This is a genomic window from Imperialibacter sp. (assembly GCF_040222815.1).
In the GTDB taxonomy this organism is placed as follows: Bacteria; Bacteroidota; Bacteroidia; order Cytophagales; family Cyclobacteriaceae; genus Imperialibacter.
Genome location: NZ_JAVKCH010000040.1, coordinates 261,887 through 286,495, shown reverse-complemented (window position 1 = coordinate 286,495; position 24,609 = coordinate 261,887). Strand labels below are relative to the sequence as shown.

General features: G+C 46.3%; 26 protein-coding genes. 8 read left to right on the top strand and 18 right to left on the bottom strand.

Going from position 1 to position 24,609, the window contains the following annotated elements:
• Positions 1-163 precede the first annotated feature (163 nt).
• The 3 genes from RIF36_RS20910 to RIF36_RS20900 form a co-directional block, all read right to left on the bottom strand.
• A complete protein-coding gene (locus RIF36_RS20910) occupies positions 164-532 on the bottom strand; it encodes a plastocyanin/azurin family copper-binding protein (protein ID WP_350122542.1) in 369 nt (122 codons plus the stop codon).
• A gap of 27 nt (positions 533-559) precedes the next feature.
• The gene (locus tag RIF36_RS20905; protein WP_350122540.1) at positions 560-1,108 is read right to left on the bottom strand and encodes a carboxymuconolactone decarboxylase family protein; all 549 of its coding nucleotides are present in this window, start codon (positions 1,106-1,108) and stop codon (positions 560-562) included.
• Positions 1,109-1,186: 78 nt separating this feature from the next.
• Positions 1,187-2,068 (bottom strand): helix-turn-helix domain-containing protein, encoded by an 882-nt coding sequence (locus tag RIF36_RS20900; RefSeq protein ID WP_350122538.1) that lies wholly within the window; start codon positions 2,066-2,068, stop codon positions 1,187-1,189.
• Positions 2,069-2,251: 183 nt separating this feature from the next.
• On the opposite strand from RIF36_RS20900, the gene RIF36_RS20895 reads away from it, so the two are divergent.
• From RIF36_RS20895 to RIF36_RS20885, 3 genes are all read left to right on the top strand, one after another.
• The gene (locus tag RIF36_RS20895) at positions 2,252-2,680 is read left to right on the top strand and encodes a MarR family winged helix-turn-helix transcriptional regulator (RefSeq protein WP_350077625.1); all 429 of its coding nucleotides are present in this window, start codon (positions 2,252-2,254) and stop codon (positions 2,678-2,680) included.
• A gap of 80 nt (positions 2,681-2,760) precedes the next feature.
• Positions 2,761-3,765 carry an NAD(P)/FAD-dependent oxidoreductase gene (locus tag RIF36_RS20890; protein WP_350122536.1) on the top strand — a complete coding sequence of 335 codons (1,005 nt, stop codon included), beginning with the start codon at positions 2,761-2,763 and terminating at the stop codon, positions 3,763-3,765.
• A gap of 1 nt (position 3,766) precedes the next feature.
• Positions 3,767-4,093 carry a 2Fe-2S iron-sulfur cluster-binding protein gene (locus RIF36_RS20885; protein WP_350122534.1) on the top strand — a complete coding sequence of 109 codons (327 nt, stop codon included), beginning with the start codon at positions 3,767-3,769 and terminating at the stop codon, positions 4,091-4,093.
• 2 nt (positions 4,094-4,095) lie between these two features.
• On the opposite strand, the gene RIF36_RS20880 is transcribed toward RIF36_RS20885, so the two are convergent.
• From RIF36_RS20880 to RIF36_RS20865, 4 genes are all read right to left on the bottom strand, one after another.
• Positions 4,096-4,566 carry an OsmC family protein gene (locus RIF36_RS20880; RefSeq protein ID WP_350122532.1) on the bottom strand — a complete coding sequence of 157 codons (471 nt, stop codon included), beginning with the start codon at positions 4,564-4,566 and terminating at the stop codon, positions 4,096-4,098.
• 389 nt (positions 4,567-4,955) lie between these two features.
• Positions 4,956-5,780: an aspartyl/asparaginyl beta-hydroxylase domain-containing protein gene (locus RIF36_RS20875; protein WP_350122530.1), complete on the bottom strand. Its 825-nt coding sequence runs from the start codon at positions 5,778-5,780 to the stop codon at positions 4,956-4,958.
• Between the two features lie 137 nt (positions 5,781-5,917).
• Positions 5,918-6,445 (bottom strand): hypothetical protein, encoded by a 528-nt coding sequence (locus tag RIF36_RS20870; protein WP_350122528.1) that lies wholly within the window; start codon positions 6,443-6,445, stop codon positions 5,918-5,920.
• Positions 6,446-6,485: 40 nt separating this feature from the next.
• Positions 6,486-7,010 (bottom strand): RNA polymerase sigma factor, encoded by a 525-nt coding sequence (locus RIF36_RS20865; protein ID WP_350122526.1) that lies wholly within the window; start codon positions 7,008-7,010, stop codon positions 6,486-6,488.
• A 375-nt stretch (positions 7,011-7,385) separates the two neighbouring features.
• Here RIF36_RS20865 and RIF36_RS20860 point away from each other — a divergent pair, with 375 nt between their 5' ends.
• Both RIF36_RS20860 and RIF36_RS20855 read left to right on the top strand, forming a co-directional pair.
• The gene (locus RIF36_RS20860) at positions 7,386-7,967 is read left to right on the top strand and encodes a hypothetical protein (protein ID WP_350122524.1); all 582 of its coding nucleotides are present in this window, start codon (positions 7,386-7,388) and stop codon (positions 7,965-7,967) included.
• 48 nt (positions 7,968-8,015) lie between these two features.
• Positions 8,016-8,627 (top strand): hypothetical protein, encoded by a 612-nt coding sequence (locus RIF36_RS20855; protein WP_350122522.1) that lies wholly within the window; start codon positions 8,016-8,018, stop codon positions 8,625-8,627.
• 11 nt (positions 8,628-8,638) lie between these two features.
• On the opposite strand, the gene RIF36_RS20850 is transcribed toward RIF36_RS20855, so the two are convergent.
• The 11 genes from RIF36_RS20850 to RIF36_RS20800 form a co-directional block, all read right to left on the bottom strand.
• A complete protein-coding gene (locus RIF36_RS20850; protein ID WP_502880860.1) occupies positions 8,639-9,133 on the bottom strand; it encodes a GTP cyclohydrolase II in 495 nt (164 codons plus the stop codon).
• A 149-nt stretch (positions 9,134-9,282) separates the two neighbouring features.
• On the bottom strand, positions 9,283-9,990 hold the full coding sequence (locus RIF36_RS20845) for a DUF4386 domain-containing protein (RefSeq protein WP_350122518.1): 708 nt from the start codon (positions 9,988-9,990) through the stop codon (positions 9,283-9,285).
• Between the two features lie 12 nt (positions 9,991-10,002).
• Positions 10,003-10,230: a helix-turn-helix transcriptional regulator gene (locus RIF36_RS20840; protein ID WP_350122516.1), complete on the bottom strand. Its 228-nt coding sequence runs from the start codon at positions 10,228-10,230 to the stop codon at positions 10,003-10,005.
• Position 10,231: 1 nt separating this feature from the next.
• Positions 10,232-10,678, bottom strand: coding sequence for a hypothetical protein (locus RIF36_RS20835; RefSeq protein WP_350122514.1), 447 nt, complete (start codon positions 10,676-10,678; stop codon positions 10,232-10,234).
• Positions 10,679-11,043: 365 nt separating this feature from the next.
• Positions 11,044-11,985, bottom strand: a complete 942-nt coding sequence (locus RIF36_RS20830; RefSeq protein WP_350122512.1) for an alpha/beta fold hydrolase — start codon at positions 11,983-11,985, stop codon at positions 11,044-11,046.
• Between the two features lie 72 nt (positions 11,986-12,057).
• Positions 12,058-12,648: a Crp/Fnr family transcriptional regulator gene (locus RIF36_RS20825; RefSeq protein WP_350122510.1), complete on the bottom strand. Its 591-nt coding sequence runs from the start codon at positions 12,646-12,648 to the stop codon at positions 12,058-12,060.
• Positions 12,642-13,514, bottom strand: a complete 873-nt coding sequence (locus RIF36_RS20820) for a M55 family metallopeptidase (protein WP_350122508.1) — start codon at positions 13,512-13,514, stop codon at positions 12,642-12,644. Before RIF36_RS20820 ends, RIF36_RS20825 begins: the two co-directional genes overlap by 7 nt.
• Positions 13,515-13,768: 254 nt before the next feature.
• Entirely contained in the window at positions 13,769-15,688 is a 1,920-nt protein-coding gene (locus tag RIF36_RS20815; protein ID WP_350122506.1) for a DUF4139 domain-containing protein, read from the bottom strand.
• Positions 15,689-15,833: 145 nt separating this feature from the next.
• Positions 15,834-17,216, bottom strand: coding sequence for a discoidin domain-containing protein (locus RIF36_RS20810; RefSeq protein ID WP_350122504.1), 1,383 nt, complete (start codon positions 17,214-17,216; stop codon positions 15,834-15,836).
• 6 nt (positions 17,217-17,222) lie between these two features.
• Positions 17,223-18,101: a phosphorothioated DNA-binding restriction endonuclease gene (locus RIF36_RS20805; protein ID WP_350122922.1), complete on the bottom strand. Its 879-nt coding sequence runs from the start codon at positions 18,099-18,101 to the stop codon at positions 17,223-17,225.
• Between the two features lie 129 nt (positions 18,102-18,230).
• Complete coding sequence (locus RIF36_RS20800) at positions 18,231-19,001, bottom strand: HNH endonuclease (RefSeq protein ID WP_350122502.1); 771 nt, start codon at positions 18,999-19,001, stop codon at positions 18,231-18,233.
• Positions 19,002-19,693: 692 nt separating this feature from the next.
• Between RIF36_RS20800 and RIF36_RS20795 the strand changes: the two genes are divergently transcribed.
• From RIF36_RS20795 to RIF36_RS20785, 3 genes are all read left to right on the top strand, one after another.
• Positions 19,694-19,819, top strand: coding sequence for a hypothetical protein (locus RIF36_RS20795; RefSeq protein ID WP_350122500.1), 126 nt, complete (start codon positions 19,694-19,696; stop codon positions 19,817-19,819).
• Positions 19,820-20,143: 324 nt separating this feature from the next.
• A complete protein-coding gene (locus RIF36_RS20790; RefSeq protein ID WP_350085656.1) occupies positions 20,144-20,578 on the top strand; it encodes an HU family DNA-binding protein in 435 nt (144 codons plus the stop codon).
• Between the two features lie 274 nt (positions 20,579-20,852).
• On the top strand, positions 20,853-24,122 hold the full coding sequence (locus RIF36_RS20785) for a T9SS type A sorting domain-containing protein (RefSeq protein ID WP_350122498.1): 3,270 nt from the start codon (positions 20,853-20,855) through the stop codon (positions 24,120-24,122).
• Positions 24,123-24,609 lie beyond the last annotated feature (487 nt).

Sequence of the window (24,609 nt, the reverse complement as noted above, 5' to 3'; positions counted from 1 at the left end):
AGGAAGTAGTTGAGTGAACAAAGGTGATTGCCATGTTCATGTTTGCAAACAACTTGAATACTGGCTTCCCTATTCTTTTTTGTTAGTGGCTACGCTGGATGTTTGCAAAAAAAAAGGTCTTCCCAGCAGGAAGACCTTTCAACACACCTTCTTAGAATCTCCATCATTTAACCACCAACCGGTAATGAGGCGTTGGGTTAAGAGGGCAGAAGTAGACATACTCTCCCTTTTCCAACGTCACCTCGCCGGATTGAGCTGATTCGCCATTCTCAATTATTTTCGACAGATACGAACTTTGGATGTGATTCTCCTGATCTGTTTCTCCTTTAGGTGTGATCACAAAACCAACAGCGTGATCCACACCTTTGTTGGTTACGTCAAACACATACTTACCCGGTTTTAGAGTGAGTTCAGTTGTTTTGAACTCGCCGGGTGTTTGGTCAAGCTTAATGGTTTTTGCCTCCTGAGCGAAGGTTACAAACCCTGTAAGCATGGCCAGGATAGTTAATAAAAATGCCGCTGGCTTCTTCATTGTTGTTTTAGTTTACGGAGCGATGGATTAAAGAGCTACCTCGGCCAATTCTGGTGCCAGAGGAAAATCGACAGGCACCTGAGTTGCCCCATGGATGAAATTGGAAATGACTTTGTCGCCAATTACAATAATGATATCCACCAGGTTAGCCGAAGAATATCCGGCTGAAAACAGGGCTTCGACTGACTCTCTACCGGGCTTGCTACGGTTGATGGTGGCGTCTTTCACAAACTTGGCCAGGGCATCCAGCTTGCTGTCGAACGAGGCCTGGCCAGTTCTGATCTCAAGGATTTGCTCGTCAGTGAAGCCATTCATTCTTCCGAGCACGGTGTGGGCCGACAAACAATACTGACATTCGTTCACCTGACTCACCACCAGATTGATTACTTCCCGCTCTTTGGCTTTCAAGGTGCTTTTCCGGTTCTGCAGGGCCATGTAGTCGCCTAGTGCAGTTTCATTGTGAGCAAATGAAGCGTAAAGGTTGGGTACGAAGCCAAGGCCTGCTTCCAATTTCTCAAAAATAGCTTTGTTGCCTTCGCTCACTTCGTCTTTCGTGGGTACTTTAAATGTTGACATTGTTGTACTGTTTTGTGATTAAAAATTTGAATACCGTTTACAGTACAATTTTACGCTGCCCGCTTGCCAGAGTGAGAGTCAGCTTTTCCCTACTAATTGTTCATTTTTCCCAATAGTGATGTTTTTGGCCTCATGTTTGAATCGCTGCGGTGCCATTGAGGTGATTTTTTTGAAAAGTTTGTGAAATGAGGACACCTCGTCGAAGCCTAGTTCGTGGGCAATTTCCTTGGTGGTTTTGTCGGTGTAAAGCAGCTGCCTTTTTGCTTCAAGCACAATGCGTTCGTGGATAATGCTCAGGGGCGACTTCTGGTTGAATTTGGCAAATAGGTTAGAAAGGGTTTTTGGTGATTTGAAAAGCAAATCAGCATAGTCGGCTACCTGTTTTTTTGTTTTAAAATGCGTTTCCACCAGCACATTGAACTTTCTGACAATCTCAATCTGGTTATTATCCAGCTCTTTGGTGATAAGCTGCGTCCTGGCCAGCCTTGTGATTTTGATGATCAGCCGCTTAAGCAGCATTTGCAGCATTTCGCCCTGGATATTGTCCCGGGTAGAAAACTCGTCAACAAATACACGATAAAGCATCTCAAATTTATCGATCTCATCGTCCCTCAATGTTATGATGGGAATGCTCTGTGTGCCAAAGAAGATGATGCCGTTGCACGAAACTTCATGGTCGTGGGTGTTAATACAGTAAAACTCCCGATTGAATGAAAAAGCAGCGATGGGAGAGGAGCCCTTCTCAAAAGCCACTTTTTGCAAGTACGTGCTTGTTGTTAGTTGGTTGGGTTGCAATACAATGGGTGTATTGTCTACAAAAACCGTGGAGGCCCGGTTGCTTCGGTTCCAAAGTATGTGGATGAGTCCCTGCTCCTTCGTTAGCTGATCTCTTTCTCTGGCATAGTCGGTGCTGAGCCCAAAGTAAGCGTTGAGCTCTGACCCGTTAAATGTGTAAATCATGGCGATGCAAATATTTCGATGTAACAGAATGGCAGGCCTGCAAAGTTTTTTTCAGAGCCCTAACCACGCCTATATGTCTTCCGCCTTACAAACCGGAGTAACCCGCCTTTTAATATTTATCAGGGAAAGATTGCAGGATCGTTGTGATTACCTTACTTTAGTTGGTGCACTAACTAATTTGACTTGAAAGAGCCTTACAACCAATATTCTTTACTGCTCGACCGCACTGCCCGCAAGGTAAAATGGTATGCCCAGCAGCAGTTCAAAGAGATGGGCTTCGACATGACGGTGGATCAGTGGTTGGTAATGAAGCTGACAGATGAAAATGAGGCACTCAGTCAAAGGGAGTTGGCTGCTTTGATGTACAAGGATATGCCTACCGTTACCCGTATTGTAGACATTCTATGCACTAAGGGGTTGGTGGAAAGAGCTGAAAGCCCGGCAGACAGGAGGGTGTCGATACTTAAGCTTACCCAAGAAGGGCGTGAGAAGGTGACTAGTAGTCGAAAGCAAGTTCGCTCAATCCGGCTGAAGGCCTGGGAGGGGCTGAATGAAAAGGACTTCGATGAATTCAACAGGATACTCAATAAGATTTACGAGAATTTGACTTAAAGCAGGAAGGTTGTCAAAACCAGAAAGTAGATAATTCGTTATATATATTTGTTGCACTAAATATTACCACACTAAATAATATGATTAAGACTGACATTTGCATCATTGGAGCGGGTCCGGTAGGACTTTTTGCTGTGTTCGAGGCTGGGCTGTTAAAGCTCAAGTGCCATTTGATAGATGCCCTGCCGCAGGTGGGAGGACAGCTTTCTGAAATATATCCTAAGAAGCCCATTTATGATATTCCGGGTTTTGCAACGGTGAATGCGCAGGAGCTGGTGGACAACCTGATGAAGCAAATAGAGCCTTTCAAGCCAACGTTTACGTTGGGAGAGCGGGTGGACGGGCTGACGAAACAGGAAGACGGCAGTTTTATTCTCTCCACCTCTGATGGTACGGAGGTTCATGCTGGTGCGGTAGTAATAGCTGCCGGACTTGGAAGCTTTGAGCCCCGCAAGCCGGTTATTGAGAACCTTGAGAAATTCGAAGGCAAGGGGGTAGACTATATGGTCAAAGACCCCGAGAAGTACAGGGACAAGAAAATCGTGATTGCCGGTGGTGGAGATTCAGCGTTGGACTGGACAATTTTTCTTTCTGAGGTAGCAAAAGAAGTGACGCTGGTCCATCGCAACCAAACTTTCAGAGGAGCGCTCGATTCAGCCGATAAGGTGTTTGAACTGGCACAGGAGAACAAAATAAGGCTGCTTCTTAATTCCAATCTGCATAGCCTCGATGGAGACGGAACACTGAAAGCCGTGCATATCACAAACCAGGCCAGTGCGGTTAATACTTATGAAGCCGACTACCTCATTCCTTTGTTTGGTCTCAGCCCCAAGCTGGGCCCCATTGCCGATTGGAACCTGGGTATCGACAAAAGTGCCATTGTGGTGAATACGGAAGACTACAGCACCAACATACCGGGCATTTATGCCATTGGCGATATCAATACGTATCCGGGTAAGCTGAAGCTTATTTTGTGTGGTTTTCATGAAGCTGCACTGATGGCGCAGAGTGCTTTCAAATACATCTACCCGGATCAAAAACTGAGCTTCAAATACACTACTGTAAACGGCATAACTCCTTTGTGAAATGGAATTAATCAAATTTAAAGTAGAGGACAGGGCAGGTGAGGTGCGGGAAGTAGAAGTGCCCGGCGACATGGGCCTCAACCTCATGGAAGTGCTGAAGGCATCGGAGTACCCGGTGCTGGGCACCTGCGGCGGCATGGCGTTGTGTGCCAGTTGCCACGTGTCGGTGGAAGAAGGCTTCGGCCAACTGGATGAGCAAAGAGACGTTGAACTGGACATGCTGGATACCCTGCCCAATGCCCTGCCCAACAGCCGCCTTGCTTGCCAGCTTCCCATTAACGAGAAGCTGGTTGGGACGTATGTGAAGCTACAGGAGGTGATGGAGTAGGGTTAGGCGATGCTAACACCAGGCTCATGCCTTACCTTAAAATTGACCGACCTCGCAATAAAGCACATTTGGTTGGCTTTGTGATGAAGCCTTTGGGCCTCATCAGCTCTTGTAGCATCTGTTATTGTTACCGCAGGTTTTAGTAGCACGTCGGAGAACTGTCCGCTGCCGTCGGGGTTTTCCTCCATAGTCCCTTCCGCATGGTCTTCATACGCTGTAACCACTATTCCGGCATCACCACAGAGATGTAAAAACCACAGCATGTGGCAGGAAGATATAGAAGACAGAAATAGCTCTTCTGGATTGTGCCTGCTTTTGTCGCCCCGAAATGATGGGTCGGAGGAAGTGAGGATGTCGGGCTTTCCGTCGATGCTGACGGTGTGGCTCCGTTCATAATCACGGTAGCCTGAAGTGCCGGTGCCTTTGTTGCCTGTCCAGCGAATGGTGGATTGGTAGTGGTGTGTTTTTGCCATGGATAATGTCGTTCGAAACTTTCGTGTACGTAAGGCAACAGCAAAAGATGCAAAACATACTGATGCTTACAGATGACGAGTCCAAAACCCCTGAGCTAAATTGAGGAATGCCACAACTGATGAGTTGAAAAACGGATTCCTCCGGCAATCTCAGCACTTCTTTATTGTGCTCGCAATTGGGGGTCGTATCAGGCAATTGGAGACCGAGCTTTCCGAATAAGGAACCACATATCCCGCTGCCAATCAGCAGCGATGCCACAAATGGTATTGGCTAGCCTGCTAGTTTCCGCTATTTACCTCCTTTAACTGCCATCTCAAGCCCTTCCGAACCAGCATTCACTATATTTTCGCTAAAACCATAGGTAAGCTCGTTTTTGCCATTTTCCATATCAGGTAGTAGCGTCAGCTAGCTCCGGTTTGTTTTTACTGATCTTGAGAAGATAAGCAGAGTAATCCTCTGCTCTTTTTTTTATTTTTCCCAGAACAGGTGAAATGTGCGCAATGAATAGGAAGAATGAATTGATAGCATTAAAAAAAGGAGGCATTTTTCTTTTCAGATCAAGCCACAATATCACTCTTACCTGGTCGCTTTCGTTGGCAGCGTCGTGTAGATAGTTGTCATTGAAAATTATTCCGTCGCCGTTCTTCCAATAGTATTTCTCTCCTTTTACTATGGTTGATTTGTCATACTTCAGGTTGTCTCCAATGTGATCGTGCACCCTCACCCAGCACTTGCTGTTTGCATTATTTTCAGGAATTATCACACCCAAGTGATACCTCATAATCCCCTGATAGTAGCCTCTGTGCGCCTTTATGTACTGATTAGGATCCAGAATTGAAAAGAAGGCAGAGGAAACATGTGGAATATTTTTAATGGTATCGTAGGTGACTGGGCAAAGTGCACGGCTGTTTTTCACCATGAAGCCAGACTTGAACATGAATGTCTTCCATTTTACCGCATGGATGCCACCTTTTGTATGATCACCCGCCATTGCACTAACGTCCATCAACGAATCTTTGATTTTGAGCAATGCCTTACACTCTCTTTGGATGTCAGGATAATTGTCTTGAAGCGTGGCGAGAAGGGGATAGTCCTTTTGGAAGTCCTTTTGGAAAGCCGGTGTCCTCCATATGAATTTTTTGCTCTCCAGCCAGAGGAAAGCTTTGTCGACACCCTCAACCAGCGATTTGGAAAGCTTCTTTTTCTTACCCATTTGACGTTAATTTTCTCTAAAACTAGTTGCTGATAAAATTAAAACCAATACCACAGGAAACTATCGCCTTTTTCCAATGCTTCTGGTAAAGTTTGCTGCTAACTGTTGCGTGTTTTTGACGAAACTGCACTCTGTGATCAACCTTTGTCTTCCAGCAGTTTAGCCTTCAAACTTTCCAGCTTCTTCTTCCTTGGCAAATGTACTTTGTGCAACTCCCAGGTTACCACCAGATATGAGAGCAAGAAAGCACCCAGTACAAGCAGGTATTTCTCCCAGGAAGCGTTGTTTAGTGCCAGGTTAGGAAATGAAAAGATGGCAGCAGGCAGCAGAAACCACCACACAAAAGTTTTGGCAAAAGTAACCAGGTAGCCCGCATTTTTGATCGCCTCTTCAAGCTCGCCAAGCATCGACTGGTCGAAACGGTTCTCATTCCTCTTTCTGTTTCGGCGACTGAAGAACACAAAAACACCAATGACAAGAAAGGCCAGTCCGCCCACGTAGGAATAGGCCTTTTCCTGATCAAGTATTGCATCAATCAGTAAAAACCCTCCCGTTACGGTAGCAATGAACATCATGCCGATCTCGTTAACATGAGCCAGCCAGCCCGTTTTGTTTTTGTGCTGATGGATGCGCTGGTGCAGCGCTGTTTCGTTAATAGCGTACATAGGTTCATTATTTTGAGTGTCCCAAATTTTTTTTAAATCCTCAAACTCCATAGTGCTCATATTTTTTAGATTGAGTTGTCAAATGTTTTTTAATCCGGTGAATCTTAACTCCAATATTGGTTTCGGTTAAGCCCACCATATCCGCCATTTCTTTGTAGCTGAAACCATCGAGCAGCAACAAGGTAAGAGACCGCTCTACTTCGCTCAGCAAAGCGATTTCGGCGAAGAGCCACGCCAGCTTTTCGTCGTTGTGCATCGCTTGTTCCTGTAGCAACAACGGATGTGCCGGAGGCAGTCCTTCTATCGACTCCCGGCCTTCGCTGTGCTTTTTTTCCTTCATCGACCAACGAATGGCGGTGTTCAGCGACACCCGATACAGCCAGGTGCTCACCGCCGACTCATGTCTGAACTTTGGAATAGAATGCCACACCTGGATGGTGATCTCCTGAAACAGGTCATCCCGGTCAAACTCCGTGAACGCATAGGCCCGCACAACCTTAAACAGGAGTGCCTTGTACTGGCCGAGCCATGTGTTAAAAATCTGTTGCTGTTCGCTTTCGTTCATTTTTAAGATCAATCAGTATTCCTGTGCGTTGGATCTTTTGCTTTTTATGGCCACCAGGGATATTGTGGTTATAAGTTAGTCCTCAGATGTTCGCTTTACCCCATTCAACCGGATCATTACCTAGCTAGTACCGAGGCCTTAGGAAATCTTACAGAATGAAGGTAATTATTTAATAGTAGCGATGATTAAATAGGCTACTTTCCAGTCTCCTGTAGTTCACAACCTCCCTGAATCTTTATACTTTGGAGAGATACTGGCCTGGTCGGCGGTCAATCAAAACCCCATCTTATGGAGCTTGATTCTCTTAAAGATGAGTTTGCAGGCAATAATTTGGCTTAATTATTGTTACATTTTTAGCAAAAAAAACACATACCAATGAAAAAATTTCAACTAGCTTTTCTCCTTTTGCTCTTCGCTGGGTCGGCTTCCGCTCAGTTTGAAGACACCAAATTTGTGATTGGCGGTGCGATTGGTTATAACAACGACGCTTTTTCAAGTGTATCCTCGATAGGAGTTGTTCCTTCTTTCGCAAAGATCATTAAATCAGATGCGTTGATTGGACTGTCAGGAGGATACTACACGTCCACAGCGAAGAACAATGACTCGAACACCAAAGACACCTGGGAAAACGTCCGTGCGGGTATATACTACCAAAAATTTTATGGAATAGCAGAGCGTGTGTTTTTTAACTGGAGGGCTCTGGCGGGAATGAGCTTCGGTAACCAGAGAAGCACTTTCTCTACTTACGACACTCGAGGATATGAATTTAACCTGATGCCAGGGCTTAGCTGGAAAGTAACGGAAAATATTATGTTGCAGGCCTCGCTTGGTGAAGCAGGCTACAGCTATCAAAGCCAGTTTTCCGACTCTCAGAGTTCTTCTGTAGATGTTAAAAACAGCCAGTTTAACATTCGGTTCAATAACCCCCAATTAGGAGTGACCTTTCTAATCAAATAAAAGGCTATAAACTTCAGAAATAGGGAACCCACAAAAAAATCAATAACCATGAAAAAGATTCAACTATCCATATTTTTTGTCCTAATGTGTTCTGCTTCTTTTGCACAATTTGACAGCACAGCCTATGTGCTGGGGGGACTAGCGAACTATGGTTTTACTCACACCAAAGCCAATAACAATAATGATGACCAAAAGTACGCAACTTCTTCATTTTCCTTTAGTCCATCAATCGCTAAACCTATAAAAAGTACTACGCTGGTGGGGTTGGAGCTCGGCTTTGCTCTATCGTCCGGCAAATATGGAGCTGAGGATTATACAAATGAGAACCTGACTCAATCCTATAGTTTGGGGATTTTTTATCAAAGATTTTACCCAATAGTCAATAAAGTGTATTTCAATTGGAAAGCGAGTGTGGGAGCAGGGTTTAATAGAAATAAACTGGTTTTTGATGGTGTTAATTCAACCTCTACTTCGAACAGCATGTCTTACGAAGCAGTTGCGACGCCGGGTATTAGCTGGAAGGTGATGAACAGGCTCCTTCTCAACGGCAGTATTGGAGGTGCATCTTTCGATTTTATAGATAGCTCTTCGGGGGGTACCACCAGCTTCAGTATCTTCTTCAACAGGCCACAATTCGGGTTTTCTTTCCTTTTGAACTGAAAAAATGATAATCAGGTGGGCACCGTGCCCACCACTTTCACACCATGGCTGGTGAGCGTTTCGATCTTGTTTGCATTTCCGGTAATCATGCGAACAGACTTCACTCCAAGGTCTTTCAGTATCTCGGCTGCAGCCCGAAAGTCCCTGGCATCTCTTTTAAAACCGACGGCTTCGTAGGCATCGGCTTGCTTTAAACCTTTGCGCTTATGCTCCACACTTTTGAGGAGAGCAAAGTGGCCATTGCCCTTTCCTTCCTGCTCCAGCCAAATCACAATGCCTTTACCCTCCTTTTGTATCAATTGCTGCGAGGTTTCCATTTGCTCCCGGCAGTCGCACTCAATGCTGTTGAAGGCGTGCCCAAAAAGGCAGGATGAATGCACCCTGCAAAGCACTTCTTCACCGCCTTTCACATCGCCCATCACCAGGGCAATCGACTCTTTCTGTCCGTCGTAGTAAAGCACCTCGTGGTACTCGCCGAATTTCGTTTTGAGGTTGCCCTCGGCCATTTTAACGATCATAGCATTAGTCTTTGAAGCCGTGAAGTTAAATAACGCTGGCAAAAGCAGAAACACCATCGTTGTGGTGAGTGAAGACACTCACCCAACAACCAGCTTTTAGCTATAGCTTTTCAACGCAAGCACCACTGGTCTGCATTTTAAGCTACAGCAGCTCCAACCAATTTTGGTGCACGCACCCCTTTGATCAGGAACCAAAAAATGATGGCAAATTCAGCGATAGCTGAGGGGATGGTTGCAATGGTTCCAACAATGCCGCCATATTGTGGCAGTAGCAATGCAGTGCCGCTGGCGACCACATACCCAAGCCCACCTACGATCAGCAGGATTCCAAATATGCGTGGAATAAAGCCAGAGGCATAAACCAGGCGGCCGAAAGGTATTAACCATAGGCCCCAGAATATCTGAGCAATGACAACGCCATTTTCATAAAGGCTAAAAAGAATCATACTCAAAGCATTCAACTGATCGGTGGTAAATGTCGAAAGAAAGCCGGCTCCGCCGCCAACAAGCAGCATGCCCAGTTGATTCAACACAATGACAAATGCGATAGGAACGGATGCCAGCACTAGCCCAAGCATCTGACGTGCCTGAAGCTCATCCACAGGCTTGAATAGTTGGTATAGCTTTAAAACGAGGTACACAAAAATAACCTGACAGACCAGTTGAGTCACAATACCAAGGCGGAATAGCATTTCATGGTTGACAATATTAGCTACTGTGGCTGCGGCGTCGCCAGCCACTACAATTTGCGAAGGCGTATACATGAGGCCGAATCCGCCCGTTAGCCCCATAGCCAGGTAAAGCAGGCCGGCAATTCTGGCTGTTGTTTTGTTTGATTCATTCATCTTTCTATTTTTTTATTGAGAGTTGTTAGTGGGTTCAAAAGAGAAAACCTCTTCCAGAGGGAGCCCAAACACCAGAGAAATGCGGAACGCCAGCTCCAGCGTCGGCGAATACTTGCCCTGCTCTATGGCGTTGATGGTTTGCCTGGTCACTTTCACCTTTTCGGCGAGCTGCTGCTGGGTCATTTCATCGTGGTGAAAACGGAGCTTGCGGATATTGTTGCTGATGCGGTGCGTGCTCATATCAAAATCCCCTTCTGTAAAAGTAAAGGTGAGAGCTGCTCCACATAAGGGAGGCCGCCAGCAACGAAACAATGAGGATGTGGAACATCAGGTAGGCGACCATGCCTAGTGCCTGCGTGCCCATGGCAATGAGGAAACCAAACATAAAGGTGCTGTAGGCATTTCTATCTGCCCGGAAAGCCACTAGTTTGTCGAGCTCATCGGAGAAACTATCGCCTTTTTCTTTTGTGGCAATGGTGTTGGCAATATTGAAAAAGAGATGATTGAGGAAGTTGACCAACAGCATGGTCGGCACGATTAGCAGGATAGCGATGCCCCAAAATTGAAAGTCTGGAGTTGGGTCTAGCCCTTTTTCGGGGTGGAGCCGAAATATATAGATGTAGTAGAATGCTGAAATCAGCAATGTGCTAACCATGTACACGATACTTCTCTTTTCCTGATAAGACATAGATTGACTCATTTGTATGGTATGCTGTACTTCGTGTAATGTATTACGTACGTAAAGTACGTTATGTTTTACCTAATGTAAAAAATATTTTACACGCCCAGCTTAAAACCTGCATGTGTGGCTTTTGTAAGCTTTGGAAAGGGTGGCAGTAGATGGCGACCCTTAATATTTGGCAAGTCGGAAATTAGAGGTTGTGGTGAGTGAAGACATTCGCCACACCGACATTTGCGTTTCCGGGTACGTTTTGACACCCGTATCACAGTGGTGAAGTTAGTGAGCCTGAGTAAAAGCTGAACCGGCAGAGGAGTGAATAGCGACACTCACAATAGTGGCAGACAAGTAGAATAAAATCAACAAATTTTTTCCTACTTGTCCTTTTTCGTAGTTCTTAGCTCCAGCAGTATTTCTTTCAGGTGGGTTCTGATAAGCGAAAAATGAGCTTCATCTTTGATTTCATGAAGGTGCGCATTAGGCAGGTGTTTTTGATAGTACCTACCTCTGTGATAGGGAGCCATTTTGTCTTCGGTTCCATACCATAGTGTAATCCGCTGCTGAATAGCACTTAGATCGATATGCCAGTCTGCTACATACAACTGCCATTCCTGCACTACGCCGCCAATTCCTTGTCTGTAGGCTTCTCTACTCCCTTCTATAAAATCCCATCCGTACTCCGGCTGATTTTTCATTAGCGTTTTGTCGGGATTTGGCAGGTAGTTTTGGAATTGTTTTATCCGTTTTTCCGGTGCCTGCACAAGATCTTCGGCGTCCTTCTCGATAAACTTCCGGAGTAATTTGTCGCTTTTCATGCTGGCGAACCAATGGATGATTTTTACCGGAAGCCACATTCCTTTCAGGCTGCCGTCATAATCGTAAGGTGCAGCACCAGCAATGATAGAGGCATTAACGATTCTGGTTGGAATCACCTGAAGGCAAGCTAATACGTGTGGGGCACCACCTGATAACCCAAAGACAGAGAAGCTGTCGATGTTGAGACAATTGGCCAGGTCTTCGATATCAGAGCCCCAATCCAGAAACGTTCGGTTGGGCTGAAAGGTAGACAGGCCGATCCCGGGCCTTTCGGGAGAAATGATGCGAATACCAAGCTCAGCTGCCACGCTGTCCATAAAACAGGATGAAAGCCGACTTTCCTGACCTCCGTGGAAATAAATAAAAGGGATACCATCGGGACGTCCGTATTCTGCAAACCCAAGTAGCCTGCCGTCACGAAGTTGTATGGTATTGTCCTGGCTCATGGCAGAAATGGAATGGGTGACTACACAAATTAGCGTTATTGCTATTCTATACATAAGGACTGCTTAAACTATGTAAGGATAGCCTGGTGGCGACAAGAACTACTTGATATTTATCAAGAAATACTATCAGGGAGAGTTTTTTCGCAGCCTGCTAATGGTTTCCGGTGTCACCCCCAGCAAAGAGGCAATGTATTGGAGGGGCACGTCGAGAAAGAGCCTCGGGTTGTTTTGCATCAGCAAATCAAGACGCTCCCTTGCTGTGCTGTGCAGATGGGCGAACATGCGCTCCTCCAACATGGCAAACGACCTGGAGAGCAGCACGATGTCAAACTCCATCCACTTCTGGCAACGCTGCAAAAGTTCAAAGTGATCCTTTCGGCCCAAAACTTCCAGCTGACACTCAGTGATTGCCTGAATAGTCCAGCGATTTGACGTTTCGAAAATAAAACTTGAAATGGCGGTCATAAATGAGCCGCTGTTCCCAATCCACAGAGTAGTTTCGACGCCGTTGGCCAGACTAAAAACCCGCAGGTACCCAGACCTTATAAAATACATTTCAGTACATTTTTGGCCGGCTTCCACAAGAACCTGTCCTTTCCTGGCGTCTACCTGAACGAACTTCTCCTTTATCATTGCAAGATCAGTAACGTTGATTTGAATCTGTTGAGCAATGACAGCCTCAAGCCTGGCGATGTCTTGTGACGAATGTTTTACCACTGCAAATACTTGTAAATGATCCTGATCAGCTTGTATGCCTCGTCCATGTCTCTGGCCTGGTACGACACCGTGTAGCCATCCACCCGCTTCATGCCGGGGATTCCCATGGCCACGTCGGCCCGGGTGGGGGCGTCTACTTTGATCACAAATTCAATGGGGTTTTGAACCGAAAGCGGTTTGGCGTTCCTGATGTCTTTCAGTGCTGCTTTGGTTTCCCCTTGCAGCGCCTTTTTCACCACATCCGGATGAAGGAGCTTAGCGGCGCTGGAGCCGATGGCCTCTTTGGTGCTCACAGTTCGCACGCCTGGAATCAGCTTTTTGATCTCTTCAGCAAAAGTTTTATCACCGCTGGCCAGGATGACTGGCACACCTACAGCACCAGCGAAAAAAGTGTTCAGGCCGCCTTCGCCCACTTCAGTGCCATTGATCCAGAGGCCTTTTACCGAGCCGGAGCCGGTGTGGGCCAGAAAGCCATTTTCGGTGCCTGCCATGGCATGGTAGCCGATATAGATCACCCCATCGAAGCTGCTGTCGAGCCCCTGCACCATGCCAAGCGGTTTGATATTGCTCTGAATGTATTCCACCCTCGGATCGAGCTGGGTGTGGAGGAGGTTCTGCATGTCGCCATGGCTGTCGTTCACCACAATGGTGGCGGGACTGGCTTCAAAAATGGCTGCCACCACCGCATTCACCTCGTCGGTCATCAGCTTGCGGCCTGTGTCGTAGTCTTTGCCGCCGCTGGTCATTTTGGAAGTGCCTATGCCGCCTATGCCCTCCATATCTACAGAGATAAAGAGCTTCACAGGTTGGGGCTGGGCAAAGGCAGTGCTGGAAACCAGCAGGAGAAGGAGTAGAAGGTTTTTCATGGAAGGAGGTTGGGTTGATAAAGGCATCGAACGAAAAAAGGGTGTGGATACAATTTAGCAGGTTGGCGGGAAAAAACTAGCGGGTGAGGAGAGGAGTGGTTGGTCGGCCCGGCAACCTCATCCGTTGACCGTTTGAAAAGCGAACTCCGTTTCCACTGGCGCTGCGGTTTGGAGGAACGTCATGCCTGGCTTGACCAGGCATCTCCCACGCAAGCTGTCAATGTCATTATAAATCAGAAACCTAAAGATATCACCTACTCCAGCACCACCTTCTCCTTCCTCGGGTACTTCACTTCGTAGCCGAGGATGAGCTTTTGCTGCTGCTGGGCGGTGAGGTTCAGCTCCCACTTCACCTCGCCCGATTGCTCGTTGTGCTTGCCTCCGGAAAGCTCCGTGGGGGTAACCGTGATCTCACCAATGGCCGAGACCGGCACCTGATCGAACAGCGTAAGCTTGATGGCCTGCGACTTCTTGTTGCGGACCAATATCTCAAATTGCCGGGTTTCTATGGTATTAGTACCGGCAAACCGCCGCTTGGTGAACGTGTCTACCTTGGTGCGGCCTATCACTATGTTTTTGTCCCGGCCCAGCGAAATGTCGAGCGTGTCGGTGAGGGCACGGGCATCAAGGATGGAGCGCCCGACGAAGCCGTCTTCAAAGTAAAGGTTGGCCTCGCCCTCCAGCAGGTTGTACTGGTCCCAGTTGATGATGCGGGCAATGAGGAAGGCGTCCTTGTCAAGCTTGGGCACGGCGTGGTACTCATAAATGGTTTCTATGTCGTACTGGCTCAGGTCTACGGTGAGCTTCTCGCCGTTCGACTGAATAGAGTAAGGCTTTTCTACGGCAAACTCCACGGTGGTTTGGTTTTCGACGGTGGTGGTGGTGATGCTTTTTGCCTTTGAAGGCGCTCTGTTAACTGCGTCGGTGGCCAGGCCCGCCACTCTGCCTGCCAAAGATCGTTCTATACCATAGGCTGTAACCACCACTTCATTTAGCTGACTGACATCGGCCTGCATATTCACATTGATCGTGGGAGAGCTGATGGCCACTTGCTGCGTCACCATACCAACGAAAGAAAATTCCAGCACTGTAGCGTTATTGGGCAGTGTGAGGGAATAACGACCATCGACATCTGTGACAGTTCCAATGGTGGTGCCCTGAACAACAACATTCACACCCGGCAGAGCATCACCTACGTCCTGATCGGTTACTACCCCCGACACACTTCTTATCGACCCAGAAGCCACCCCGTAGCTCTGCCTGTTAAAATTGGTATTCCTCGCATAATTCAAATACCACGTTTGCAGCTCCGGCGCCACGCCGCTCTGATTAGGGTTGCCATTGCTAAACTTCAGCTTCACATCCTTCCAGTCGACGCCGGTGTTCTGGTACACATCGGCTTTATATTTCAGGCTGAGGGGCTGGTCCACCGACTCCACCCTGATGTCGTATTTGGGGTACCAGCCGGCATTGGCCACCAGGTAGGTAACCACAAACTCGCCCCTGGTTTTGGCGGGCGCTTCTACCCTCACCTCAATTTCTCCCGTGGGCAGCATGTCTTTGCCCCGCACCTCGCCCAGCTGCTTTTGCAGCTTCAGCTTGTCGGCGTCCATTTTTTCGAGGGCCGCCTGGGTGGTGAGCCATTCGGCTTTGATGGCCGTGAGCTCCCTGTCGTAAAACTCGATGGCCAGCTTGAGTTGGGTGAGGTTGGTGCCGCTGGTTTCGCCGCCCAGCTTTTTGTTGGCATTGAGCAGGCTCTGCTTTTCGCTCAGCACCTCCAGCCTTGCCTGACTGCTGGCTATCTTCCGGTTGAGGGCGTCCAGCACCTGATTGAGACTGTCAATTTTGGCATTTTTGGTTTGCTCGCCAAGGTAATTGTAGCGGTGGTTCACCGAGAGGATGGTAAACTCCCCGGCTGCACCCTCGCTCACACCCTTCACTTGTATACTCTTCTCATCTATGTGCGGCGACAGCCCCTTCAGCACCAGCGCCGACTTGCCACTGGCTACCTCCACCTTGCCCGTGCGGGTAATCTGCGCCCCCTGCAAAAACACCGTGACCTCGCCAATGGTGGTTTTCAGCTCGGTTTCTTTGAGGGGCTGGGCACTCAGCGAGCCAAAATGGGTGGACAAAGCCAGGAGGGTGAAAAGGAGGGTGCGGCGAAGTGTTGTCATAGTGTTTATGGCTGTTTGATTAAATGTAGTAAATGTTGACTAATCGCCATCTGACCAGGCCGGTTTGGTGACAATATAACAGCGCTTGGGCAGCAACACCTTAACTATGCATTAGCGCTTTAAAAAATTAACTGGCCATGTAGCGCTAATGAACATACCCAAAGACAAGTAATTCGGAAATGCACATATCCTGATATTTGGTACCCTCATATACTTCATCTACTTTGATCTTTATGGAAGTAGGCTTCATAAATTCGAAGCCTCTTTTGATTTTCGTGCTATCGTCCCAATTAGCGAGTTCCGGGCCTTCAAAGGGCTGATAGGAAAGAAACTCAACTGTTTTCAATAGATTGGCAGACCCGGCAGGGAGCGAAGAAATTTCGTTCATGTAAACCGACATCTCATTCTTGCATTGTTTAACGCCCTGACTGTTTTCCATATTGTAGCATGTGCCGGATACAACTAAGGATCCGCTTTTTATCTTCCCGTTTTCCACAAAAGTCTTTGTGTTTTTGGTATAGCCATTAACTAACGCAATTCCGGTGAGGGTAAAGTTGGGGTTTAGCTCAATCTCAATCCATTCTCCAACGCCATCGCCAGAGTGACCTTCGACCCAGGCCGTTGCTAAGTCACCATCAATAAGATTTCCCGAGGCATAGGTCTCTCCAAGTGTGGATGACACCGTAATTGCTTTCACAGCTTCTTGAGCCCTATTGAGAGAAAGCAGTTTTCTGAAATGTTGAGTATTTACATCTCCATAGTCGACCAGGATTTTTGAGCTTTCGGTGAAACCATAGTTGTTATTTGAAAACGATAGCGTGTTTTTTTCTGCAAGCTGCGTGAATCCATCAAGCCCACGCACTCTAAAGTTGTCGCATTCACCTGGTTGAACAATATTCACTGTTATGTTTCCTGCTTGCCCATTGCCCCAACTACCTGCCGGTGACAGGTCGTAAAGGTATTTGTAATTGTTGCCGCTATCATATATTTCGTAATCGTAGGCCGGTTCATGCATGCTTGAGGTGATGTACTCGGCGGGAGTGGTTAGTGTGATGCGCAAAAAGTTTTCTAAACCTTCACCGATGTCTACCTTAGAAATGAACCATACCCGCAGTAGTTCATCTGGGGTTCTATTCCGTTTCAACTGGTATTTCTCGCTGACGATGGAATCGGTGGAAATGGCTTTTCCATTGAGGGTCATCGAATAGCGTATATTCTCAATCAACTCCTCTATTGGTAAATTCTCTTCCTCTAATGACTCGCCGCCCTTGCTTAGGTAGAAGTCTACCGGAAAGGCATATAAAAGTGATCGAGCCTTCCCGCCATTCTTCAGTTGATACACTGCTGTGGCCTTGACGGTACTTTTAGCTGAAAAGTCAAGCGTCAGGTCTTCACGCAAAAGCAGGATATCCTTTGTGTTGATGAGCTTAATATTGCCTGTTTCTTTAAACAGGGAAGAATGGATGGTGCCGCCGTTGGCTAACGCCAACCCGGGTAAAAAGAGTAAAAGAAAAGTGTATTTCAGCATTGCTAGTTAGTCTCTCCCATATCCTTTAAATACCTCTCTCCAATGCCAAACGACATACTCAGGTTCAGGGTAGTATTTTTTGCTTTGTGGAAATCTAATTTCCTTATTATGAAAACGAAGAAGCCATTCTTCTAGACCAATTGTTCCATTGACCCGTTCTGACACCACAACTGCTAGATTTTCATTGAGCTTGAAGGCCCCCAGATCGAGAAGTTTATGATGCAGCGTGCAAAGTGCTAAACCATTCACTTCGGTGTCTGGCCCACCAGCTTGATGCCATTTAATGTGTGCTGCATCCAACGCTATGCTATGGTTCGAAAGACGAAGGTTGAACCCACAAACTGCACATTGATATTCATAAGCAATGAGAATCTTCTCTCTAAACTTCTGATCACGGGGTTTCCTTTTTTGATTTCTTGTTTCAAAATCAAGACCTACTGATGACAATATGTCGTTATGAATAGACTCAGAAAAGTTTGAATCAAGGATGTATTGTGCCACTTCATAGATCAAAGTAGGGTATTGCTTAAATGCGTCAATAATTGCTGGCGCAAAACCCGCATGAATATCCTTGTCGAGTAAAAATGGGCGCCCCGGGTCTTCTCCTTTATAGCTCTCAATCAACTCTGGCTTGTCAAATGCCCATATATGATCATTGGCGAGGCGAACAAAGGGGTAGAAAGGTCTTTGGTTTTTGGAGGAACCAAATTCCTCCAAAAGAGATGTTAATTTCTCATCTACTTCGCTATAAGCCAGCGACTTCTTATTATTTTGAAATGAACCAAGCGCAAGAAGAATCAGAAGAGGCTTGTGTGGCGCACGCTTATCGCCACTCCCCCAGGTTCTAATACCTTCAAATTTCTGAAGAACTTCTTTTGGTGTCATCATTGAAGATAGCAAAATGGATGGCAACTTTCGCCCTTATCCCCAGCCTCCATTTCTTGAAATGTATCCAGCCAGCTCTTCGAAGCCATCCTACTAATTACTGCGCTAGGAATTATTTGCCTATGACAATTACAGCTTAAACCTAACCTCCCTGTGGTATTGTAAGAATGTCTTTTCGGGCAAAAACCTAGAAGGAAGTATAATGCTTTGCCCGTGATGTTTCATGAAGTAATCTTGAGTTTCCTTGCTTTTACTTTTTTTGAGAATTGAGGAAACTTGTATTGTATAGTCTTCTAATATCGTGATCAACCCAGCTTCGAACGCTTTATCATGCAAAGCATTAATGCATATTCCGTTTCGGATATTTAATCGATTTGCTTCATCAATACCCCATGGCCTGATATGTCCAGCTATGAGTAACTCAGGCTGTTGAATGCCAGTAATGCAACAAGTGTTGTTGTAGGCTGCCAAAACAGACTTCCTAAAAAAGGATTGATTTACTCTCGCCTTAATAACTTGATCTCTTGTTTTTCCCTCTTTCGGCAACTCTTCTTCTGAGATGTCATTCAATTTCTCAACAGTTGTGTTTTCTAGTTTCGCTAGCAACTTCTCACTTTCAAAGGAGGTGGCATTTAACGCTTCAAAAAACTCGTTCCATATCTCCTTGTCAAGTATGCTAGTATTGGACGCACCTTTTATTCCCCTAGCCTGTAGGCTAGGATCGAGACTAGCAAAGTTAACTAGCTTATAAGCAACGGCATTTGGCTTTCTGTCTATCAGATGAGCAAGGTGTATGACTTCTGGATTTCGACTGTGAAGTCTTCCAAATGGCAGCTTACAGTAGAGGTTCAGTGCAAGAATCAATTCATCTCTCGTCCAAAGTCGTTGACCTTCTTTCATGAATGAACGTTAAGGTTAACCTCTTCCTGAACTACAAATTCAATACTGCAACTTTCATTAAGGCATCTATGAACCTGTGTTTTGTCATTTGCGTGGGAGAAGTCTAAGACTATTTCACTTCTTGAACCGCAGAAAGGACAGGTAGTCGGTTGGTCGGAATAGATGAATGTTGTCGAAAAATCAACCATCAAAGTGAAATTAATAAACAACGACTGGAATCAAATGACATCAACGATAATAAATATACCGCTTAGTTTATTTTTCTCACTGGCCAATTGAAAAAGACTGCCGACGCCCTGCTATCTACCCCAACCTCCACCCACACCCACCGCAAGACCTTTTGGCATCTACTGCAAGACCGATCCGAATCTAGCCCAAGACCGACCCACATCTAGCGCTAGGTTGAACGCAATCTACAGCTAGATGTATCAACCTTTGCCGCAACACCCGGCATGCTTTGGCTCAGGAAGCAGCTATCTCTTGCCGTTGACCCACCTGGCTCCAGCGCAGGGGGCAGCAACCTTTGACTTAACAGGCAGCTAACTCTAGCGCAAGAAGGAGCTGAGTCTTGCGCTGGAGTGAGAAGCATCTAGCGCTAGATTTGGTTGACTCTAGCGCTGGAATGGAATGCCTCTTGCGCAAGAGTAAAAAAGGGTCTGCCATACACCCCTTCAGGCCAAAAAAATGAAAGCATGAACGACCCCATAAAGTGCAATTACATAAGAATGAATTTTCAGGTGGGTTTTACGTCCGTGATGCTGTACGACTTTATCAAATTATTTTTTGAAGACTCGTTCGAATTCAATCGATTGAAATGAATTTTTTGGCCGTTATTATGCGATCGTCAATAAACGAAAATAAGCCTGTGTTGGATGCGCAAAAAGCACAAAAATATCGCTTAGGAGAAAAATTAAAATTTCTTTTAAAAATTATATAATATTTCACCTCTCAATGTGATTTTTGGCACCGTTATTGAAATCATTTTTACCGTACGCAGCGAGTCAAATTATCCCTCTTCAGAAGCTCCGCTGAAGGCGCCACAGGGATTTTTTTGAGGGCGATAAGCTGGCTCAGCGCACACCCAGGAAACCCGGCCGGGCCCTGTCTTTAATCAAATTAATAACCATTTAAATTTTACAATCATGAATGCAATACCATATGCAATAGTTCGTCGTGGCCAGCCGGGAGTGGCTGGGGGAGGCGACCAGAAGTACTACGCTTTCGTTAAAAGACCTGCCATGATCAGCCTTCGGGAGATTATCGAGGACATTACCAGCATGAGCACCCTTACCAAGGGCGATGCGCTCAATGCGGTGGAGAACTTCCTCGACCTGATTCCGAAGTATGTGAGAAAGGGCCATATCGTGAACCTGGGGCAGCTGGGTACGTTCCGTATCAACATCAGCAGCAACGGGCATGATCAACCCGAGAAGGTGACCATGCACAGCGTAAGGGGTGCCAGGGTGGTGTTTTCGCCCAGCGCTGAGATGAAGATGAAGCTCGCCGAGCTGAAGTTTACCAGAGCGTCGGATGCGTTCGACAACCTGGATGTTGAACCAAACGAGGAGGCCGCATGATAAGCGTTAGTTGTTTAGATGTGCACCGGTTGGCTTGCCAATGGGTGGAGTAGAATCCCGCATGAAGATGCGGGATTTTTTTTGGTGTGCCCGGCCTATTTTACCGGCCACCTGAAACCTTTCCAAATACCGTCAGAATTAAAAACATCCGCCCTGGCAATAATATATTTGACGAAACAAGGAAAAATAGCGGTCTTGTATTGTTTTTTTAAATCATTTGCATGATCATGTTCGACGAAATTTTCAACCGCACCTTATTCGCATCGCCCTGGTAATGAAAAAACTAGCTTTCATACTTGTCCTATTTTCCTCCCTGTCATCCACCTATGGTCAGGTAAGCTTCTACCCAAAGGATACTATTTTGCTGGCCAAAGCTGTAACACCCTCAGTTCCTCTCGACTGGGATACAGATGGAAACACTGACTTAGTCTTTCTGAAAAATGATGCACTCTTCCTGATGAAGAACTTCGCCGGCGACTCCCTGGGCCAAAGTCAATGGGTGGATGATCTGCCCATCCCAACATTGAACAGAGAGCTCTTAGGAGCAGACTTTGATAGTGATGGTGTCAAAGATTTGGTGTATGTAGGCAACGACACAGAAGGGACAAAGCTGGTGATCCTTTTTGGAGGAGTGGCGGGTATTGACTCGTCATGGCTGTCGACACCCGTAAGTTTTAATCAAATCGGGACGATCATAGACATGGATGGCGACGGCGATTTGGACATCCTCCGCTCGGGGACCAATGCGGTATCATACGTCAAAAACCTGGGTAACCGTAGTTTCGAAACCAACGATTCGTGGGTACCCCTGGCCCACGACCGGAATCTATGGAGCGTAAGCTTTTCGCACCTGAACAACAATAGCACGGCAGACATAGCGATTGTAACCTCTTCAATAGGCAGCAACAGCGATTTTGCTATAGAAATTTACTATGACCCCGATGGCTCCGCCGGAGAGCCCGATCTTAAGCTGGATCAGTTTGGTAGTAACAGTCCAAGGCCGCTGTTCGGCGACCTCAACCTCGATGGGGAAATGGACATATGCGATATTGGTAATACCAGCATGATATCTCTCATCAATCAGGGAGCAACATTCGAAATTGTAGAGACAACATACAATCATAATATTAGCGACAATGGAATATTACTTGATGTGGATGGAGACGGAAAACTGGACATGCTTATCCAAACCCCAGGCTCAGAACTTGGTTACCTCCCTGGCAATGGCGATGGTAGTTTTGGCACAATGCAAGCCATTGCAAGCAATATTTTCTATGGAAATCTTAGCCTGATCGATTTCGACAGTAACAATACTTTTGACATAGTTGTTGACAACCCTTTCAATTTTCTGACGTCGGTGGTCGTGTTGCAATCGGGAGAAACTACGCTGAATAAGAGGCTCAACTCTCCGAAGGCGCCGGGCCTGTCGGACTTCCTTTTTGAAGACATTGACACTGATGGTCTTTTGGATATGCTGGTGATAGGTGGCAATGGCGGCCTGTTTATTTATGCAGGAACTATGGATGGTTTTAGCACAGAGGCCACAGTGGTAGAAATTCCGTTGTATGCTGCGAAAGTGAATGCTGCGAAAGTAAACGAGGATCAAATTCCTGATCTGTTTTTTACAGTCCAAACACCTGGAAACGCAGTAAGTGAAATTCAGTATATGCAGGGTGCAGGAGGGTTTAGTTTCTTAAAACCCGAACCGTTCAAGCATTTTCCTAATCCGTCCAGACCTCAGGTGGTTGACCTTTTCCGGGACGGAGCCCCTGAAATACTCCAAAGAGAGGGATATAATCCTTTTAGCCTGTATTTGCTCAGTTTTTCTGACGATTACGATGAGTACAAAAACGAGCCGGAAAAGGTGACACCCAGCACAGGCAACTTTACGGATTATCAGCTTGGCGATTTCGACAACGACGGATATGAAGATATCCTGATGTATAGTCATTTGAATACCAGGCTCATGCTTTTCCGAAACAACCAGGCAGATGGGTTTGAACAGGAGATCAAAATCGAACTGAGCGACAGCGTTCTTTCGGCCACCGTAAACGACTTCAATGCGGATGGATTGTTAGACATTGCGCTGGTTACTTTTTCTTACTCAAATGCGAAAGTACGGGTGTATCAGGGCGATGGTAGCTTCGGCTTTACAAAGACCTTTGAGCTGGAGACCAATACCTACATTGGGAGGATACTATCTGCGGATATGGACAGCAATGGCAAGGTAGACTTGCTTATTTCTGACTATGAGGAAAGTCAGCAAGTGCTGCTGGAAAACCTGGGCGGGAATCAATTCCAACTGAAAAGGCTTGATCTCTTTTATAACTATCCCCAGCTAGCATTTGTAGGCAGCCATCTTTTGCCGGATATCATCCTGACATCCCCCGACAATGGGGTAGTGTATATAGGGGCCAATAACTCAGTCCAGGAAATAAAATCACTATCAAGTGAAATTTTATCAGTTTCCGTAGCCGACAGTTCAGCTGTTTTTACACTAAATGGAATAGAAGAAAAAGAGAGAGTCTTTCTGGTAAAAGAAGCCGGAGCGGTTGAGACTACTCCAATGGACGGCGTTTTCTATGCCCATAAAACCAGTTTTGGCTTGGGGCAAAAATTTGATGACGATAGCTATGCAGTGTATGCCGGAGCTGACACGGTAATCGCTATATCGGGTTTGAGGCCTAATACCAACTACCACCTCGCTATTTACGAGTATGCCAGCAACGCCCCCGAAGGAGATTTTATTAACTATTTTCAAGCTGAGCCCATTTTATATGAGTTTACCACCGATCGTATTCACCAGGAGATAAGCTTTGCAAACAATAGGTTTTTTAGCCTGGCTGATAGTTCGTTCGTGGCGGAAATTTCCGCCGACTCGGGGCTTCCGGTCATGCTGGAGGCAGTAGAGGGACCGATTACCGTCGACGGATTTGTAGTTTCGTTTAGTGGAGCCGGGCAGGCCAGTGTAAAAGCTTCGCAAGAAGGGAACGAAGCGTATAGCCCGGCAGACACCGTCTTCTTAGTAAGTATCGATAAGATTTATCAGGAGTTAGTTTATGAGGAGATTAGAGATCATGTTGTCAATGAGGATCCATTTGAAATAAATGTGGTGGCAACATCGGGGCTTCCCGTGACATTGGAATTGCAGGAAGGCCCGTTGACCATCAGTGGCAGCATAGCTTCGGCAACAGGTGAGGGCCCGGTCACCATTAAAGCCATTCAAGAGGGTAATGAAAATTATTACGCCGCAGACTCATTGTTCAGCTTTGAGATAATTGGGATTTTTACCAGTGTTGATGGTACGGATGCGGAGGTGATCGTATTTCCTAACCCTGTGGAGCATTTAATGTCGCTGCGCTTTCCTTCAAAGAAATACGATAAAGGCACTATCTATTCAATTGATGGGCGAAGATTGCTCGAAACCGAGTTGGAGCATAGTGGCGACCAATCGCTGGATGTATCCAGCCTAACAGGGGGAGTATATTTACTTGTTCTTACCAGCGGAAAAGAAGAGACGGCCTACCGTTTTATCAAGAACTAATATGTTGGCCTATGCCAGCAGAGAGAATAGGATCCCGCATGAAAGTGCAGGATTTTTTTTTGACTAAAGAGGTTGCTCTGTGCGTCCCTGCAAAAACGGTTTGAACTAAAGAGGTTACTCTCTCCGTCCCTGCCGATGTAACCTCTTTAGTCGGTAACGTATCGGTTTTGAAGATTAAAGAGGTTACGACTTTCTTTGGGGCAGAGTAACCTCTTTAATTTGGAGCAGGTGTAACCTCTCTAATTTGGGTTTTGAACTAAAGAGGTTACTCTGTGCGCCCCTGCCGATGTAACCTCTTTAGTCTGTAACGAATCGGTTTTTGAAGATTAAAGAGGTTACTCTCTCCGTCCCTGCCGATGTAACCTCTTTAGTCAGTAACGAATCGGTTTTTGAAGATTAAAGAGGTTACTCTCTCCGTCCCTGCCGATGTAACCTCTTTAGTCAGTAACGTATCGTCTTCTGATGATTAAAGAGGTTACGACTTTCT